At 66.9% G+C, this 17,566-nt stretch carries 10 protein-coding genes; 9 read left to right on the forward strand and 1 reads right to left on the reverse strand.

The genetic code is table 11. The features are described 5' to 3' along the window. Nucleotides 1-314 precede the first annotated feature (314 nt). Nucleotides 315-3,119 carry a TonB-dependent receptor gene (locus V7060_RS10805; RefSeq protein WP_334179238.1) on the reverse strand — a complete coding sequence of 935 codons (2,805 nt, stop codon included), beginning with the start codon at nucleotides 3,117-3,119 and terminating at the stop codon, nucleotides 315-317. A 235-nt stretch (nucleotides 3,120-3,354) separates the two neighbouring features. On the opposite strand from V7060_RS10805, the gene V7060_RS10810 reads away from it, so the two are divergent. From V7060_RS10810 to V7060_RS10850, 9 genes are all read left to right on the forward strand, one after another. Next, nucleotides 3,355-4,371, forward strand: coding sequence for a sugar kinase (locus V7060_RS10810; protein ID WP_334179239.1), 1,017 nt, complete (start codon nucleotides 3,355-3,357; stop codon nucleotides 4,369-4,371). A gap of 132 nt (nucleotides 4,372-4,503) precedes the next feature. Next, complete coding sequence (locus V7060_RS10815; protein WP_334179240.1) at nucleotides 4,504-5,361, forward strand: CoA ester lyase; 858 nt, start codon at nucleotides 4,504-4,506, stop codon at nucleotides 5,359-5,361. Continuing rightward, nucleotides 5,358-7,784, forward strand: coding sequence for a sodium:solute symporter (locus tag V7060_RS10820; protein WP_334179241.1), 2,427 nt, complete (start codon nucleotides 5,358-5,360; stop codon nucleotides 7,782-7,784). The genes V7060_RS10815 and V7060_RS10820 overlap by 4 nt, the downstream gene beginning before the upstream one ends. Nucleotides 7,785-7,855: 71 nt before the next feature. Beyond that, a complete protein-coding gene (locus tag V7060_RS10825) occupies nucleotides 7,856-8,731 on the forward strand; it encodes a LysR family transcriptional regulator (protein WP_334179242.1) in 876 nt (291 codons plus the stop codon). 237 nt (nucleotides 8,732-8,968) lie between these two features. Next, nucleotides 8,969-11,209 (forward strand): TonB-dependent receptor, encoded by a 2,241-nt coding sequence (locus V7060_RS10830; RefSeq protein WP_334179243.1) that lies wholly within the window; start codon nucleotides 8,969-8,971, stop codon nucleotides 11,207-11,209. 133 nt (nucleotides 11,210-11,342) lie between these two features. Then, nucleotides 11,343-12,578: a serine hydrolase domain-containing protein gene (locus V7060_RS10835; RefSeq protein ID WP_334179244.1), complete on the forward strand. Its 1,236-nt coding sequence runs from the start codon at nucleotides 11,343-11,345 to the stop codon at nucleotides 12,576-12,578. Beyond that, nucleotides 12,575-13,522 carry a ribokinase gene (locus V7060_RS10840; RefSeq protein WP_334179245.1) on the forward strand — a complete coding sequence of 316 codons (948 nt, stop codon included), beginning with the start codon at nucleotides 12,575-12,577 and terminating at the stop codon, nucleotides 13,520-13,522. The genes V7060_RS10835 and V7060_RS10840 overlap by 4 nt, the downstream gene beginning before the upstream one ends. 11 nt (nucleotides 13,523-13,533) lie before the next feature. After that, nucleotides 13,534-15,729 carry a formylglycine-generating enzyme family protein gene (locus V7060_RS10845; RefSeq protein WP_334179246.1) on the forward strand — a complete coding sequence of 732 codons (2,196 nt, stop codon included), beginning with the start codon at nucleotides 13,534-13,536 and terminating at the stop codon, nucleotides 15,727-15,729. 5 nt (nucleotides 15,730-15,734) lie between these two features. Then, on the forward strand, nucleotides 15,735-17,555 hold the full coding sequence (locus V7060_RS10850; RefSeq protein WP_334179247.1) for a beta-L-arabinofuranosidase domain-containing protein: 1,821 nt from the start codon (nucleotides 15,735-15,737) through the stop codon (nucleotides 17,553-17,555). Nucleotides 17,556-17,566: the final 11 nt, after the last annotated feature.

Consider the following 17,566-nt stretch of genomic DNA (forward strand, 5'->3'; position numbering starts at 1 on the left):
AAAGACGGGGCGATAGCGCGTGCCGCCGCCCGCCGGCATTGCGCAAGGGCATTGCGCCGCAAGCGCCGAGTCGCCTTGCGCACGGATCACCGGCTTCGTCGGAGCGGGTGGCAGGTGGTGACGATCGGTGCGACGTCTCGTGGCGGCGTCCCCGGCCGCTGTTCCGCAATCCGCGGACCGTGCCGGTTGTGCAAAGCCATGCAGGCACTTAGCCCCTCGCATGCAGTCGAATCCCGGACAGCAAGAAGCCCGGCCGGGAGAGGCGGCCGGGCTTCGAGTGCGTCCGGTCCACCGGACGCCAAACGGTCAACGCATCAGAACTTGTAGCGCAGGCCCAGCAGGTACTGGCGGCCGGTCTCGCTGTACTCGAGCGGCAGCTGCACGGCCGGATTGGATACCCACGACGCCTGCGCCTCGTTGGTCAGGTTGCTGCCTTCGAGGCTGACTTCCAGCCTGTCGCTGATCTTGTAACGGATCGAGGCGTCGAGGATGGTGGTTCCGCTCTGCCCGTGCACGCCATTGGCCTCGCTGTTGAAGCCCACTTCCGTGCCGGGCACCAGGATCAGGTAGTCGGAACGGTTGGTCGCCGAAATGCGGCCGGACAGGCGCTTGCCTTCGTAGTACAGCGAGGCGTTCCACCCCGTCCTGGAGGTGCCGGTCAGCTCTTCCTTCTGCGCCAGCGCGCCCGAGGACAGCATGTACTGCACTTCCGAGTCGACGTAGGTGTAGTTCAACTGCATGCCGACATCTTTCAGGGCGCCCGGCAGGAACGTGAACGGCTGCGTGTAGTTCAGCTCGATGCCGCGCAGCGATCCGCCCGGGGTGTTGATCGGCACCGTGAAGACGAAGTCCTCCGTGGGCAGCGCGATGGTTCCATCCAGCAGGCTGTTGGGCAGGCCGCTGGTGTTGTACGGACGCGTTTCACGGGTGTTCTGGATGAAGCTGTCGATGTCCTTGTAGAACAGTACGGCGCCCAGCATCGCTCCCTGGTTGAAATACCACTCGAAGCCGAGGTCGTAGGTCTTGGCGCGCTGCGGATCCAGCAACGGATTGCCGGCGGAAACAGTCCGGGCCGTACCGCTGACGCTGACCGCCACGCCGGGGCTGAGGTTGCCGAGCGGCGGGCGTGCCATCACTTTTGCCGCGCCGAAGCGGACCAGGAAATCAGGCGTGATTTCGGCCACCAGGTTCAACGACGGCAGCACATCGCTGTACTCGCGGTCCACCGTGATGACGGTAGGCGTGCCGTTGACGGTGCCGACGCCGGTCGATGTCTGGCTGGTCCGCACATAGCGCACGCCGACGTTGCCGGAGAACGGGATTGCGCCGATATCCGTGTTGAACTCGCCCATCACATACGCGCCGCGATCCTTCTCGTAGACGCTCTGGTCGCTGGGGTTGTAGTTGATCATCGCGAACGTGCCGCTGTCGCTGAAGATGTCGTACATGCCGGCGATGGCGTCGAAGTCCGGCACCACCCAGGTGCCCGGCGAGCCGCTGACGCCGCGCAGCCGGGCCTGGATGATCTGGTTGCCCGGCAAGGGCACCGGCGTGGTGGACGTGCCGCCGGCGGTGTTGGTCGGCACGATGGTTTCGGTCGCACCGCGGCGGCGTTCGCTGGACACGAAGCCGAAGTTCTTGGCCTGGAGACCACCCTTCAGGGTGAACGTCGGCGACATGAACCAGGCGAAATCCAGCTGCCCGGTGTCGTAGTCGTTGCTGACGTAGTTCTCGCGCAGCCGGATGACCGACAGGTTCCAGCCGTTGGGATCGGTGGGGTTGATGCCGTAGTTGAAGACCGGCAGGTTCGGGTTGCCGCGGTAGTCGTAGCTGTAGCCGTTCACGCCATAGCGATCCATCATCACTGTCGCCTGGATCGGATTGCTGTGTTCGGACTTCGAGGTGCCGATCTTGCCGCTGACGCGGAAGCTGTCGCTGAAGCGGTGTTCGCCGTCCAGACTGACCTGCCTGAAGGTCGTTTCCCATTCGTCATGGCGGTTCTCGGCGCGCAGGCCGACGTTGTCCATGACCGCATAGACCAGCGCCCCGTTCTCGACCACGCCGTCGATCACCCGGATGTCGTTCTTCCTGCCGAGACCGCTCGGCTTGCTCAGGCTGTTGGCTTCGATATAGCGCTCGTCGCGCACCGCGTCGATCTTCGAGTACAGCGCGTCCAGACTGAAGCTGGTGTCGGACGAAGGCTTGAACTGCAGGGCGGCGGTCACGCCCAGGCGCTTCTGGTCGTGCTCCATCAGCGTGTAGCGCGGGAAGCGCGGCGCGTAGACATTGGCCGCCAGCGCCGGGGCGAAGGGCGACGTCGAATTGAAACCGCCATTGGTGGTGCCGCCCGCCCAGCGCACCGTACCCGAGCCTTCCTCCACGGTGTCGCGTTCGGAGTAGGCCACCGAGAACAGGGCACCGAACCTGCCGTCGGCCCAGCTGTTGGAAATCAGGCCGGCGAAGCGTGGGCTGGTGGTCTTGGCGGCATCGTTGAAGCTGCCCTGCAGGTTGCCGGTCGCCGTGAACCCGTCGAAATCGAACGGACGCGCCGTGCGCAGGTCGACGGTCGCGCCCAGCGACCCTTCTTCGATGTCGGCCGATGCGGTCTTGCGCGCGATCAGCTGCGAGAACAGGTCGGAAGCGAACACGTTGAAGTCGAAACTGCGGCTGCGGTTCGCGCCGCCCTGGCCATCGCTGCTGCCTACCGAACTCATCGCCTCAAGGCCGTTCAGGCGCACGCGGGTGAACTGCGGTCCCAGGCCGCGCACGGTGATGTTGCGGCCTTCGCCTGCGTCGCGGGTGATCACCACGCCCGGAATGCGCTGCAGCGATTCGGCCAGGTTGAGATCCGGGAACTTGCCGATGTCCTGGGCCACGATGGCATCCACGATGCCCTTCTCGCCGCGCTTGATGTCGAGCGCCTTCTCCAGGCTGGCGCGATAGCCGGTGACGCTGATCGTGTCGAGCGTCTCCACGCTTTCCGCCGGCGCGGACTGGTCGGGACCGGCCGGCTGCGTCGCCTCCTGGGCCTGTGCCGCTGCACTCATCTGCAGCGCAACACCGATCGAGACCGCAAGCAAGGTAACCGGTGTCTTCCGGCGTTGATGAATGACTGGCATGTTATCCCCTCCTCAAAGGACCATGGCCGCATGGCGCGACTGTTTTGATGGCAAAAATCGCTGTTTTTTCCCTTCCAGCGTGCGTCCGGTGGTAAAATGACACCGCTGGTCAAAAACAACGCTAACAGAGTGTGCGCTGCAACAACAACTGTTAGTCGAGCCGGTTTATCTTGTCCCATGGACAAGCGGAAACCGGTCTGCAAGCGCAGCATCAACACCACGGGAGAAGCGGGGCATGGGGAAGATCGTCTGTTTCGGTGAGCTGCTGCTGCGGCTTGGAGCACCGGGTCGCCAGATGCTGTTGCAGTCGCCCGTGCTGGAGGTCCACGTGGGGGGGGCGGAAGCGAACGTGGCGGTCTCGCTGGCACGCTTCGGCCACGACGCGCACATGGTGGGACTGGTCGCGGACAACGCATTGGGCGAAGCGGCGCTGGGCGAACTGCGCCGGCATCGGGTCGAAGCGCGGGCCGTGCGGCAGGCACCCGGACGCATGGGACTGTATTTCCTCACCCCGGGTGCCATCCAGCGCCCCAGCGAGGTGTTGTACGACCGCGCGGATTCCGCCTTCGCGCGTGCCGGCGGCGGTACGCATGACTGGCCTGCGCTGCTCGCGGGTGCCGATTGGCTGCACGTGTCGGGCGTGACGCCGGCACTGGGCCAGCGGGCGGCGGATGGCGTACTTGCCGCGGTGAGGGAGGCGCGCTCGGCCGGGGCAAGCGTGTCGTTCGACGGCAACTTCCGTCCCAAGCTGTGGGAAGCGTGGGGCGGCGACGCGCCGTCGATCCTGCGCGGGCTGATGTCCGAGGCCGACCTGCTGTTCGCCAGCCACCGCGATCTGCAGGTGGTGCTCGGCCTCGACTTTCCGCAGGCAACGCCGCAGGAACGGTTCGCGGCAGGTGCGGCGGCTGCCTTCAAGGCGTTCCCGCACCTGCAGCAGATGGCGGCGACGGTGCGCGTGCAGCACAGCGTCGATCACCATGCCCTGTCCGGCATCACCGCGTTGCGGGACGGTTCGCTGCATACGACGCCCGCCTATGAGGTGTCGCCGATCGTCGACCGCATCGGCACCGGCGACGCGTTCGCGGCCGGCGTGCTGCATGGCGGGCTGGCGGGCATGACGAAGGAGGACGCGCTGCACTTCGGCGTGGCGGCGGCCTGTCTGAAGCATTCGCTGCCCGGCGACTTCAATCTGGTGACGGTCGCCGACGTGCAGGCGTTCCTCGGCGAGAACAGCCTGGACGTGAAGCGCTGAGCGCGGGGAAATACACGGGATGTTGCGTTGCGCAATTCCCGGACGAAGTAAAAACTATCGTTTGAAAATGCCGCGGCGGGCTTTGCCGCCGGACGGTTTCCCGCAGACTGCGCGCCATGATGAGCGCCGTCCATGCGTAGCAAATTGTTTGTTCCCGGCAGTCGTCCCGCGCTGTTCGACAAGGCGCTGGCGAGCGCGGCCGACCTGGTGTCCTTCGATCTGGAGGATGCCGTCGCCGGCGCCGACAAGGATGAAGCGCGCGCCCAGGTATCGGCACTGCTGCGGACCGGAACGCACCGCGCCGCCGGCAAGCGAGTGGTCGTGCGCGTCAACGGATGGAACACGTCGGCGTGGGAGGCGGACCTGCGCGCCGTGCTGCCGCTGGAGATCGACCTGGTCAACCTGCCGAAAGTGGAATCACCGCTGCAGTTGCAGCAGGCCATCGCGGAGATCGAGGCGATCGAGGCCCATCTGCCCAGGCGCGCACCGCTGGGGCTGCTGATCAATATCGAGACGCCGCGCGCGCTGCGGCATGCCGGCGCGATCGCACGCGCGCATCCGCGGGTGCGCGGGCTGCAACTGGGGCTGGGAGACCTGTTCGAACCCCATGGCATCCGCCGCGGCGACCTGCGCAACGTGCATGCGGCGCAGTACGCGCTGCGCATGGCAGCAGCGGAAGCGGGCGTGTTCGCCTACGACGCCGCGTTTCCAGGGCTTGACGATGAAGCGGGTTTCGTCGCCGAAGCGGAATCCGCGCGCGCGCTGGGCTATGCCGGGAAAAGCTGCGTGCATCCGCGACAGGTCGCGTGGGCGAACACCGTGTTCGCGCCATCGCACGAGGAAATCGAGGCCGCACGTCGCACGGTGGATGCGGCGGCACGGACGGGCGATGGCGCCTTCGCGGTCGATGGCCGCATGGTCGACGCGCCTTTCCTGGCCCGCGCACGCGACGTACTGACCATCGCAAATCGCAACGAGGGAACGGCATGACGCAGCAGGCAACACGTTCGGCGCGGACGCAGGTCCGCCGCCTGGCCCGCTGCGCCATGGCCATGCTCATGCTGTGCGCACTGTCGTGGTCGTGCCTGGCGCGGGCCGACAGTCTGGCGACGGTTCGGCAGGACGCGTTGCCGGCCGTGCCGGGCGGCCAGGTGGATGGCCTGCATGCGGTGGGGACGTCACTGTTGGCAATCCACGCCGGCAAGGCGTGGCGACTGCCCGCTGGCGCAACCGCGTGGACCCCGGTCTCGCTGCCTGCGGACGTTCCCGCCAACGCCGTCTGGCTCACCGCCAGGAACACGCTCTACCTGGTGCGTCCCGCGCAGGGCGGATCCTCGTTCGTCGGCGTGTCGACCGCGATCCTCGAAGGGGATCGACTCGTGTTGCGCGCCTTGCCGGCGTGGCCGGTGCCGCTGCGCGACACCAGGCTGGCCGAAGGGGATGGCGCCCTGCATGCCACCGGGTTGGATGCGCATGGCACGCCGCATCTCTTCCGGCTGGCACTGGACACCGCGTCGGCGCGCTGGACCGCGGTGACGCCATGGCCGGGCAGGGAGGCGGCGTCGAGCCTGCTGGCGCAGCGCGGCGACCTGTTCGCCACTGTTCCATCGGTTGCCGGAACGATGCTGTGGCGCTGGCATCGCGAGACGGGCTGGTCGCGCATGCCGCCGGTTCCCGGCAGCCTGGTGGGAGATGGCGCGCGCGCCCTGGGGCAGGCGCACCTGCTGTACCTGGTCGCCGAAGGCGGTGGCGCGCCGCGCATGCTGACCTTCCATGCCATCACCAAGGCGTGGGCGACGCTGCCGGCGGATCTCCCGACCGGCATCGCAGGCGTCACTGCGTGGAGCGACGGACTGGCATGGCGCAGCGCCACCGGCACACTGCACAGCGTGCAGGTGCAGTCCCGCAAGCACCTGCTGGCCTGGCTCGACTGGCTGGTGATCGTGGTCTACCTGGCGGCGATGATCGGCATAGGCCTGTACTTCTACCTGCGCGAGAAGCGCAATTCGACGGAGAACTTCTTCGTCGGCAGCCGCACGATCCCGTTCTGGGCGGCGGGCCTGAGCCTGTACGCCGTCAACACCAGTTCGATCAGTTTCATCGCGATCCCGGCGAAGGCGTTCGAGACCAACTGGCAGTACCTCACCAACAACCTGATCGCGGTCCTCGGCCTGATGTTCGTCGCGGTCTGGATCGTGCCGCTGCTGCGCCGGCTGGACCTGATGTCCACGTTCTCCTACCTGGAGACGCGCTTCCACCCGTCCATCCGCATGCTGGCCAGTGCGCTGGCCATCTTCATGCAGATCGGCAGTCGCATGAGCGTGATCCTGTTCCTGCCCGCGCTGGCCATCTCCACCATCACCGGCATCGACGTGATCTGGAGCGTGCTGCTGATGGGCGGCTTCACCATCATCTATACGGCGATGGGTGGCATGAAGGCCGTGATCTGGACCGACGTGGTGCAGGTGATCGTGAAGATGGGCGGTGCGATCTTCGCCATCCTCTTCATCGTCTGGACCTTGAAGGGCGGTTTCGGCGAGTTCACCCAGATCGCGATGGCGGAAGACAAGACGAAGCTGTTCGACTTCAGCTTCGACCTGACCAAGGCCACGGTGTGGGGTTTCATCTTCCTGGTGCTGTTCGAGGTGGTGCTGACCTTCCCGAAGGACCAGGTGCTGATGCAGCGCGTGCTGTCGACCAAGTCGGACAAGGAAGCGGGCCGTTCCATCTGGGCCTTCGCCGCCATCATGATTCCCGGTGGTTTCGTGTTCTACGGCATCGGCACGGCGCTGTTCGTCTATTACAAGAACAATCCCGAGCGGATGAATCCGCTGCTGCCCGTCGACGCCACGTTCCCGCTGTTCATCGCCGCGGAGCTGCCGATGGGCGTCACCGGCCTGATCATCGCCGGCATCTTCGCCGCGGCGATGGCCACGCTGTCGGGCATCATGAACTCGGTGGCCACGTTGATCACGGTCGACTTCTACGAGCGGTTCGCCAAGGACAAATCGCAGAAGAAGGGCGTGTTCTTCGCCGAGGTCATGACGGTGGTGGTGGGCCTGGTCGGCATCGGTGCCGCCCTGGTGCTGTCGCGCTTCGACATCGGCTCGCTGTTCGACGTGTCGATCGAGCTGGCCGGCCTGCTCGGCGGTGGCTTTGCCGGTGCCTACACGCTGGGCATGTTCACCCGGCGCGCCAATTCGCAGGGCGTGGCGATCGGCATCGTCTCGGCGATCGTGCTGACCTTCATCGCCTGGTGGTACGACCTGGTGCATCCATACTTCTATCTGGCCATCTCGATCCTGGTCTGCGTGGTCGTGGGCTATGTGGCCAGCCTGTTCTTCCCGCCACCGTCGCGCTCGCTGCAGGGCCTGACCATCTACCGGCAGGGCAGTCAGGACCCGGCGGTCTGAGCGCATGGGCCGAATGTCCCATCGTGTGCCTTGCGGTCCTCGTGTAGCCTGACGGCAGCAAGGGGAAGCACGTGGACACCCAGTTCCTGAATACCTTCGTGGTGGTGGCCGACCGCGGCTCGATGGCGGCGGCGGCCCGCGTGCTGAACATCACGCCGGCGGCGGTCGCGCAGCAGATCCGCACGCTGGAGCGCGAACTCGGTGCGCCGCTGATCGCGCGCGCCGGCCGCACCGTCAGCCTGACCGAAGAGGGGTCGCGCATCCTGCAGCGGGCGCGAGACCTGCTGCGCGACGTCTCCGACATGCGCAGCGTGGCCAACGACAGCGAAGTGTCGGGCGAGCTTCGCCTCGGCGCGTGTCCCACCGCGCTGGCCGGCATGCTGCCGGACATCCTGGCGCGCATGGTCGACGCGTTCCCGCAGATCAACGTCTACATCCGTCCCGGCTATTCGGCCGAGCTGTACCGCGCGGTCGAGACCGGCGAACTGGATGCGGCATTGGTGCTGCAGGCGCCTTACAACCTGCCGAAGACCTGCGACTGGCAGCTGCTGCGCGAGGAGCCGCTGGTGATGATCGCACCGGCGCGGATGGCCGGGCGCGATCCGCATGAACTGCTGCGCGAGGAGCCGCTGATCCGCTACGACCGCACGCAGTGGGGCGGCCGCGTGGCGGACGACTACCTGCGGCGCGCCGGCATCGTGCCGCGCGAGCGCTTCGAACTGAACGGCCTGAACGCCATCGCGGTGATGGTGGATCGCGGCCTGGGCGTCTCGCTGGTGCCGGACTGGGCGCGTCCGTGGCCCGAAGGCCTGGACCTGGTGCGCATGCCGTTGCCGCTGCCAAGCGAGCCGCGCCGGATCGGCATGGTGTGGTCGCGCGCCACCGTGCGCATCCGCCTGGTCACCGTGCTGCTGCAGGAGAGTCGCGCCGCCACCGGACAGGGCTGATCGCCGGCCGCGGTCCGCGATGCTGCATTGCACGCTACAAAAACTAGCCTGTGAACATATCCGCGGGCGATTCTTCCGTGACGGACGTTTACCTAGGCTGTGGCCATCGTCGGGTTCGAGCGTCTGGGAGGAACGCTGGGCACGCCGGCCGCCTCCGCGGCCTTCTCGTACACCTACCAGCCACGCGCCGACGCGCACGCGCGCTCGCCGTCCACCGAAGCATTCCGAGAACAGACCATGAAACAGGTACCCGCCGCGTTCGGCGTTTTCCTGCTGGCCGCCGCCGTCAGCGCCAGCGTCCAAGCCCAACAGAACACCCCGTTGCCAGAGGATAAGGCGGCCGAACAGGAGCGCGGTAAGGACGCCGTCAACCTCGACCGCATGATCGTCACCGGCACGCGCGCGCTCAAGTCCGTGGACAAGATCCCGGGCGCCATCAACGTGGTGTCGAAAGAGGATATCCAGCGCACCCTGCTGGTGACCGAAGATGCGACTGCGGTGCTGGCGCGCACCGTGCCCGGTTACTCCGAAGCATCCCAGGCCATGAGCAACACCGGCGAAAACCTGCGTGGGCGCATCGCACTGCGCCTGTTCGACGGTGTGCCGCAGGGCTCGCCGCTGCGCGAGGGGACACGGAACGCCACGTTCACCGACATGGGTATCGTCGAGCGGATCGAGGTGATCAACGGCCCGTCGGCGTCGGAAGGCATCGGCGCGGCGGGCGGCATCATCAACTACATCTCCACCCAGCCGAGCGAGGACGGCACCAAGTTTCGCCTCGTGACCCGCTACTCGACCCAGTTCAAGGATGACAGTGCGGGCTGGAAGATCGGCGCCAACATGTCCCACAAGAAGGACGACTTCGACGTTGTCGTGGGTGTTTCCCGGATCGATCGCGGCATGAGTTACGACGGCAACGGCGTCCGCCTGGGCATGAACACCAGTGGCTCGCTGCATGATTCCGAGGCCAACAACCTCTTCGTCAAGGCTGGTTTCAACTTCGGCGAGGCCGGCGAGAAACGGCTACAGGCCAGCTACAGCGACTTCAAGATCGAAGGCAAGGGCAACTACCGTCAGGTCGACGGTTGCCGCTATGAACCCGTCTGGTGCGAGGATCCGCGACCGAATACCTCGGAGCGTGGCCACCTGTTCGAGACCAAGGCCGAGTTCAACGACTTCAAGCAGTTCAACGCGGTCTACACCGATGCCGATTTCCTCGGTGGCACGCTCGTGCTCAATGGCTACTGGGCGGACCAGGCCATGCGTTATCCGCCCGAAGACGGCAATGATCGCCAGGATCCCGACATTCCGCCGAACGGTCCCAACGGCCGCATCTGGGACCAGTCCGAGATCCGTTCGGACAAGCGCGGACTCCGTGCTTCCTGGACGCGTCCTGACTTGTTCAACATCGACGGGTTGGAACTGCATACGGGCGTGGACTGGGTGAAGGACACTGCCGACCAGCGACTCGCGTTGACTGATCGTCTGTGGGTACCGCCGATGGAGTACATCAGCCTGGCGCCCTATGCGCAGCTGAGCTACGAAATTGGACCGGTGACGATCAGCGGCGGCCTGCGCCGTGAAGATGGCGAACTGAATGTCGACTCGTACACCACCACCTGGTACCGAGGCAGGAAGTTCGTCGAAGGTGGAACGCTGAGCTACACCGACACGATGAAGAACCTTGGCGCGGTCTGGCAGATCACGCCGCAGTTGTCGGCGTTCGTCGCCTACGGCGAAGGCTTCGGCCTGCCCAACGTCGGCATCCCGTTGCGCAACGTGGATACCGATGGCCAGACCGTCAAGGGGATTGTCGACCTGCAGCCTATCGTCGTGGACAACAAGGAAATCGGCTTCAACTGGTACGGCAAGCACCTGTCCGTCAGTGCGTCCTACTACGAGTCCAACGCCGATTTCGGCAGTTCGCTCGCGGTCGACTGGCGCACCAACGATTTCGTGTTGAACCGCGCGCCGACCCGCATCAAGGGTTACGAGGCGACGGTGGACTGGTACGTCAACGATGACTGGAAGCTCTCCGCCGTCTACGCCCACACCGAGGGCTGGACCTCGTTCTGGACGTCCGACTTGGAAGGGCGCTGGGATGCGGGTGGCCTCAACAAGCCGATGGGCGCACTGGATACCAACCCGGACAAGCTGGTGCTGACGGCGCGCTGGAAATTCTCGCCGAAGGGCGACATGACACTCAGCTCCGCGACGCAGATGTCGCGCGACCTATACGGCAGCGACTACCGCGAGTACAACGACACGAGCTTCAAGTACGAAGAGCACACCACCGGTTACACGCTGTTCGATTTCAGCGCGAACTACGCCGTGGACAAGGTGGGCCGCTTCTCGCTCGGCGTCGAGAACCTGCTCGACAAGCAGTACATCCTGACCTGGTCGCAGGTGCCCGGCTTCCGCAACTACTGGGCGGGCCGCGGCCGGATGTATTCTTTCACCTACGAGCGCTCGTTCTGACGAATCGCAGACAGCGCGTCGACAAGGGTGCCGGCGCAGACTTGCTGGCCGGCGCCCCGATGTCGGGCCATCGCATGATGATCCGACATCGATACGACGCGTTCTGCACCGCAGCTGATCCAGGAGGAAATACATGATCCCGCGACACGGAGCGTGCCTGCGGGCGTTGCTGGTGCTGTCCGCCGTGCTGATGCCATCGCTTGCCGCCGTTGCGGCGAAGCCGACAACGGATACGCATGCATGGTTGCAGGCGAATGTGGTGGATGCCGGATATCCCGGTGCACGGATGATCGTGCTGCACGATGGCAAGGTAGTGCGCGACGAAGCATTGGGATTCGCTGACATTGCCCGCACCCGCCCGTTGCGGGGCGATGCCATCTACCGCATCTATTCGATGACCAAGCCCGTGGTGTCGGCCGCCGTGCTGCGGCTGATAGGCGAGGGCCACGGTGCGCTGGACGATCCTATTGGAAAACACCTGCCGGAACTGGCGGGGCTGAAAGTGATGGGCGTCAGTGGCATCGCGCGGGCACCGGTACAGGTTCCCACGATCCGCCATCTACTCACCCACACCACCGGTTTCCCGATCGCGGAAGGAAAAGCCATGCGCCGTCGCATCGAGGCGCGTCTTGAGTACAGCCTCGACCTGGCCACTTACGTCCAGCGCGTTAGCAAGGTGCCGCTGGCTTTCGAGCCGGGGACGCAGCGCGGCTATGACAGCATCAACACCGAAGTGCTTGGCCGGTTGGTCGAGGTCTGGAGCGGGCGGTCGCTGCCGCTCTACCTGCACACCGAGTTCTTCGTGCCGCTAGGCATGGTCGATACCGGATTTGAAGTACCGGTCGACAAGCGCGACCGCATCGTCGAACTTAGCCGCATCGACGACGACGGACGACTGGTGTTGTCCGACGAGCCGACCGCGCGCTACCCCGGCACCCGGCCTCACCCCTATTTCAGTGCCGCGGGCGGGTTGTACTCCACGGCGTCGGACTACCTGGCCTTCGCCCGCATGCTGCTGGCGCACGGTCGCATGGGCGAGCGCCAGTTCGTACCGGCGGCGCTGATGGAAGACATGTTCCGTGAGCAGCTGGCGCCGATGGGACTCGAACGTCCGTGGATCGATGAAATCCCGGGACGCGGTTTCGGCCTGGGGCTGTCGGTGCTGCTCGACCCGGCCGCGCAGGGGCGCTCGGGTGCGGCCGGACAGGTCGGCTGGACGGGCGCGGCATCGACCGCCTTCGTGATCGATCCGGCCACGCAGTCCATCGGTATCCTGCTGCTGCAGCATCTGCCCAACGACAAGCCCGGCGACCTGCCGCGCGTGGCGAAGGCGTTCTACAACCACGTGCAGCAGGTGGTCGCGCCATGACCCCGCCCACCACCGTACTGGTGGCCGGCTCCGCCAACCTCGATTTCGTCGTGCGCGCGCCGCATGTCCCGGCGCCTGGCGAAACCGTGCTGGGCCGCGACTTCGCCACATTCCCGGGCGGCAAGGGCGCCAACCAGGCGGTGGCCTGCGCGCGCGCCGGCGGCGCCTACACGCGCATGCTGCTGGCGCTGGGCGACGACCCGTATGCGGCCGTGCTCGACAGGGCGCTGGCTGAGGCCGGCGTGGAACGGCACGTCATTCGCGTGCCCGAGGCCGCCAGCGGCACGGCCTTCATATGCCTATCCGACGATGCCGAGAACGCCATCACCGTCGCGCCCGGCGCGAACGCCGCGTTGCGGCCGCACCACCTGCCATCGTTGCGCGGCGTCAGTCACCTGCTGCTGCAACTGGAAACCCCGCTGGACACGGTCGTCAGCTTCGCGCACATCGCGCGCGCGGCCGGCGTCCGCGTCATGCTCAATGCGGCCCCCGCGAACGCGTTGCCGGCGGGCCTGCTGGACGACGTCGACCTGCTGGTCGTCAACGAAGGCGAACTCGCCACGTTGGCCGGCCCCGGTACGCTGGCCGAGCAGCTCGCGCGCCTGCCGGTGCCCTGTGTGGTGGTCACGCTGGGCGCGCGCGGCTGCATCGCACGGCGTGGCGGCGAACTGTTCATGCAGCCTGCCTTTCCGGTGGAAGCCGTCGACACCACGGCGGCCGGCGACACCTTCTGCGGCGCGCTGGCCGCGCGCCTGGCGCAGCATGCCTCGCTTGCGGACGCGCTACGCTTCGCCAGTGCCGCGTCGGCGCTGGCCTGCACGCGCCTGGGTGCGCAGACCAGCGTGCCCACGTGTGCCGAGGTCGATGCCTGGCTCGCCGAGCAGGCAAACGAAACACCGCGCCGCGAGGCGCTCGCCGCGTACAGCGGCCTCCCCGGTTCCTGATCCGATACCCCATGACCGTCCCCATGCCCTCCGATGCTTCGCCTGCCGCCCCGTACGACGACGATCGCGCGCCGCCGCCGGTGAAGACCGAATACAAGTTCTCCCACGTCACCACCCAGCGCTACCTGCCTACGCCGGGCAAGGCGCCGGGCTGGCCGTTCGCGGACATCGGCCAGTGGAAGATCGACGCCAACGCGTCGGCCGACGACTGGGTGGCCGAGCTGAAGGACTGGCGCCGCGAGCACCTCACCCGCATCGGCTACGACGACGCCAACTACCGCCGCCCGGAACTGCAGTGGGCGCAGCGCAACTTCGTGCATGCGCAGGTGATGGTGGAGGACCGCTACCTCTACGATCCCGTCGCCGGCCACTACACGGTCGACCGCTACCTGGACGATCTGGAGGCGCGCTACGGCGGGCTCGACAGCGTGCTGCTGTGGTGCGTGTATCCGAACATCGGCGTGGACGACCGCAACCAGTTCGATTTCGCGCGCAGCCTGCCGGGCGGGCTGGAGGCATTGTGCGGCGCGGTCGACGATTTCCATCGCCGCGGCGTGCGCGTGTTCCTCACCACCATGCCGTGGGACAATGGCACGCGCGACGAGGGCGAACCGGACTGGCAGGCCATCGCGAAGATCGTCAAGGCGGTCGGCGCCGACGGTATCAACGGCGACACCTACAATGGCGTGCCGCGCGCGTTCTTCGACGCCTGCGATGCGCTGGGCCATCCGGTGGTGGTGCAACCGGAATCGACGATCAGTGCCGAGGAGCACCTGATCTGGAACGTGCAGAGCTGGGGCAAGAAGGCACCCAACGAGGTCGTGCCGCCGGTGGCGAAGTTCAAGTGGCTGGAACCGCGCCACATGATCAACTACGAGAACCGCTGGGGCCGCGACCGCAACCACGACCTGCAGTACATCTTCTTCAACGGTGTGGGCTACAACGCGTGGGAGAACGTGTGGGGCCTGTGGAACCAGCTGACCCCGCGCGACGCCGCGTCGCTGCGCCGCATCGCCGCGATCTACCGCCGCTTCCCGTCGCTGTTCGTCAGCCTGGACTGGCGCCCGTACGAGCGCACGCTGCAGGCCGGCATCTTCGCCAGCCGCTTCCCGGGTGACGACCGCACGCTGTGGACGCTGGTCAACCGTCACGAGTACCCGATCGAAGGCGAGCAACTCGCCGTGCCGCATGTCGAAGGCACGCGCTACGTCGATCTGTGGAACGGCGAGGCGCTGCAGCCCCGCGTCATCGGCGGCCAGGCAATCCTGGAGACCGCGCTGGAAGGCCGCGGCTTTGGCGCGTTGCTGGCGCTGCGCGACGGCGCACAGGAGGCCGGACTGGAGGACTTCCTTGCGCTGATGGCGAAGGAAGCGGCGACACCGCTGGCCTCGCTGTCCGCCACGTGGACGGCACTGCCGCAGACCTTGCAGCCGATCGCGCCGACCACGCCACAGGCCACCGCGCCGGCCGGCATGGTGACCATTCCCGCAGGCGAATTCCTGTTTGCCGTGCAGGGCATCGAGATCGAAGGGCAGGTCTGGGAAGGCGTGGATGTGCAGTTCCCGTGGGAACCCACGGCGCGTCGCCACCATCGCCGTCGCATGCAGGTCGCGTCGTTCCACATCGACCGCCATCTGGTGACGAATGCGCAGTTCAAGGCCTTCATCGATGCGACCGGCTACGCGCCCCGGGACGTGCAGCACTTCCTCCGCGACTGGCGCGATGGCGCGCCGCAACCAGGCTGGGAAAACTGTCCGGTGACCTGGGTGTCGATCGAGGACGCGCGCGCCTACGCCGCATGGGCGGGCAAGCGCCTGCCGCACGGCTGGGAGTGGCAGTACGCGGCGCAGGGCACGGATGGTCGCCAGTATCCGTGGGGCGATGCCTGGCGCGACGATGCGGCGCCGCCGGTGTTCCGCGGCCGCGTGCTGCCGCCACCGGCGGAAGTGGGTGCATTCCCCGCGGGTGCCAGTCCGTTCGGCGTGATGGATCTGGTCGGCCATGTCTGGCAGTGGACCGACGAATTCCACGACGAGCACACCCGCGCTGCCATCGTGCGCGGTGGCAGCGACTACGAGCCGCGCACCTCGCACTGGTACTTCCCGCAGGCCAAGCGCCTGGATCAGCACGGCAAGCTGCTGCTGATGGCACCGGGCAAGGACCGGTCCGGCCGCATCGGTTTCCGCTGCGTGGTGGACGCGGCGTGACGGACATGAAGGTCACCCTGGAAGGGCTGCTGGGCGAGGCGCTCGACGCGAACCGCCGCGGCCGTCTTTCGCACTTCATCACCGGCGCCGACAGCCCGGCCATCGCGCTGTTCTCGCCCGCGCACCGCGCGCAGAACGCCGAGGGCGACTGGTACGGCGAACACGCCGGCAAGTGGCTGTGCGCCGCCGCACGTGCATATGCGCGTAGCGGCGACGCGACGCTGGGCGAGCACCTGCGCGAGGTCGCCGACTACCTGCTGTCCGTGCAGGAAGACGATGGCTATCTCGGCACCTACGCGCCCGAACGCCGCTTCATGCAGCCGCAGCCGCCGGGGCCACCCAGCTGGGACGGCGCGCCGGCACTGCGCACCTGGGACATCTGGGTACACGCCTACCTGATCCTCGGCCTGGTCGAGACCGCACGCGCGCTCGACGACCCGCGCTACACGCAGGCCGCCGGCCGCATCGCCGACCTGTGCGCGCGCACGCTGCAGGACGGCATCGACATCACCACGCTCGGCAACCACCACGGCATGTCGGCGACCGTGCTGATGGACGCCGCACTCGAACTGTACGAAGCCGCCGGCGAGCCACGCTTCCTCGCACTGGCGCAGCACGTGTTCGCCCAGGCCAATGCGCATCCCGCGCTGCGCCTGCTGCCGGCCATCGAAGCCGGCGCCGACGCCTCGGAGATCGCCACCGGCAAGGCCTACCAGCTGCTGTGGAACCTGGTCGGCGTGGCCAAGCTGTGCCGCGCGACCGGCGACGCCACGCTGCGCCGTGCGGTCGAAACGATGTGGGACAACATCCGCGAATACCACCTCACCCTCGGCGGCGGTCCCTGGGGCGGCGTGGCGCACCGCTCGCGCGAAGTGTTCAACGCACGCGGCACGTTCAGCCCGCTGGCCTATGTCGAAACGTGTTCGCTGCTCGCGTGGATCCAGTTCAACCGCGAACTGCTGCGCCTGACCGGCGACGCGCGCTACGCCGAGGAGATCGAGCGCACGGCCTACAACGACCTGCTCGGCGCGCATGCGCCCGACGGCGAAGACTGGTGCTACTACTCGTTTCCGAATGGCCGCCGCGTGCACACCACGTACTGGCGCTGCTGCAAGTCCAGCGGTGCGATGGCGCTGGAGGAACTGCCGGCGCTGGCATACGCGGTCGACGGCGACGTCGTCCGCGTGCAGCTGTACGGTCCCGGCGAGGCGCGTCTCGCGCACCCGGCCGCGGGCACGTTGCTGCTGCGGCAGCAGACCGGCTATCCGTTCGAGGGCGACATCACCCTGGACGTGCAGCCGGCACATGCGTCCACGTTCGAACTACGCATGCGCATTCCCTCCTGGGCCGAGGGCGCCACGCTCGCGATCAACGGCGAAGCGGTGGACGTGCCGCTGGTGCCCGGCACCTTCGCATCGCTGAATCGCCGATGGCATGGGGGCGACCAGGTATCGCTGCGGCTCCCGCTACGGCCCGTGCTGCATCGGCAGGTGTTGCGCAACGTGCAGGAATCGCGTGCGCCGGACGGGTCCGCGGTGCACCAGCAGGTGCTGGACCTGCACTATGTCGGCCTGACGCGTGGGCCGATGGTGTATGCCACCGAGCTGATCGACGGATTCAAGACCGAGGACACCATCCGCCTGCCCGACGCGCCACAGGACGACTGGCTGCAGGTACTGCCGGTGGCCGACGACGAGGAAGGGCCGGGCATTGCGCTTGAACTCGGCTACCGGCCCCCGTTGCTGTTCTGGCCGTACTACCGTACGGGAGGCCGCGTGGATGGCGCCTGGCGCCTGACCTGGCTGTCGCTGCCGCCGGCATCATGAACGCTGGCGCG

The sequence above is a fragment of the Pseudoxanthomonas sp. genome (genome assembly GCF_036845285.1).
In the GTDB taxonomy this organism is placed as follows: domain Bacteria; phylum Pseudomonadota; class Gammaproteobacteria; order Xanthomonadales; family Xanthomonadaceae; genus Pseudoxanthomonas_A.

Bases quoted from the DNA above. Each gene is read 5' to 3' on its own strand.
- V7060_RS10805 (WP_334179238.1), bottom strand. From the start codon at position 3,119: ATGCCAGTCATTCATCAACGCCGGAAGACACCGGTTACCTTGCTTGCG.
- V7060_RS10810 (WP_334179239.1), top strand. From the start codon at position 3,355: ATGGGGAAGATCGTCTGTTTCGGTGAGCTGCTGCTGCGGCTTGGAGCA.
- V7060_RS10815 (WP_334179240.1), top strand. From the start codon at position 4,504: ATGCGTAGCAAATTGTTTGTTCCCGGCAGTCGTCCCGCGCTGTTCGAC.
- V7060_RS10820 (WP_334179241.1), top strand. From the start codon at position 5,358: ATGACGCAGCAGGCAACACGTTCGGCGCGGACGCAGGTCCGCCGCCTG.
- V7060_RS10830 (WP_334179243.1), top strand. From the start codon at position 8,969: ATGAAACAGGTACCCGCCGCGTTCGGCGTTTTCCTGCTGGCCGCCGCC.
- V7060_RS10835 (WP_334179244.1), top strand. From the start codon at position 11,343: ATGATCCCGCGACACGGAGCGTGCCTGCGGGCGTTGCTGGTGCTGTCC.
- V7060_RS10840 (WP_334179245.1), top strand. From the start codon at position 12,575: ATGACCCCGCCCACCACCGTACTGGTGGCCGGCTCCGCCAACCTCGAT.
- V7060_RS10845 (WP_334179246.1), top strand. From the start codon at position 13,534: ATGACCGTCCCCATGCCCTCCGATGCTTCGCCTGCCGCCCCGTACGAC.
- V7060_RS10850 (WP_334179247.1), top strand. From the start codon at position 15,735: ATGAAGGTCACCCTGGAAGGGCTGCTGGGCGAGGCGCTCGACGCGAAC.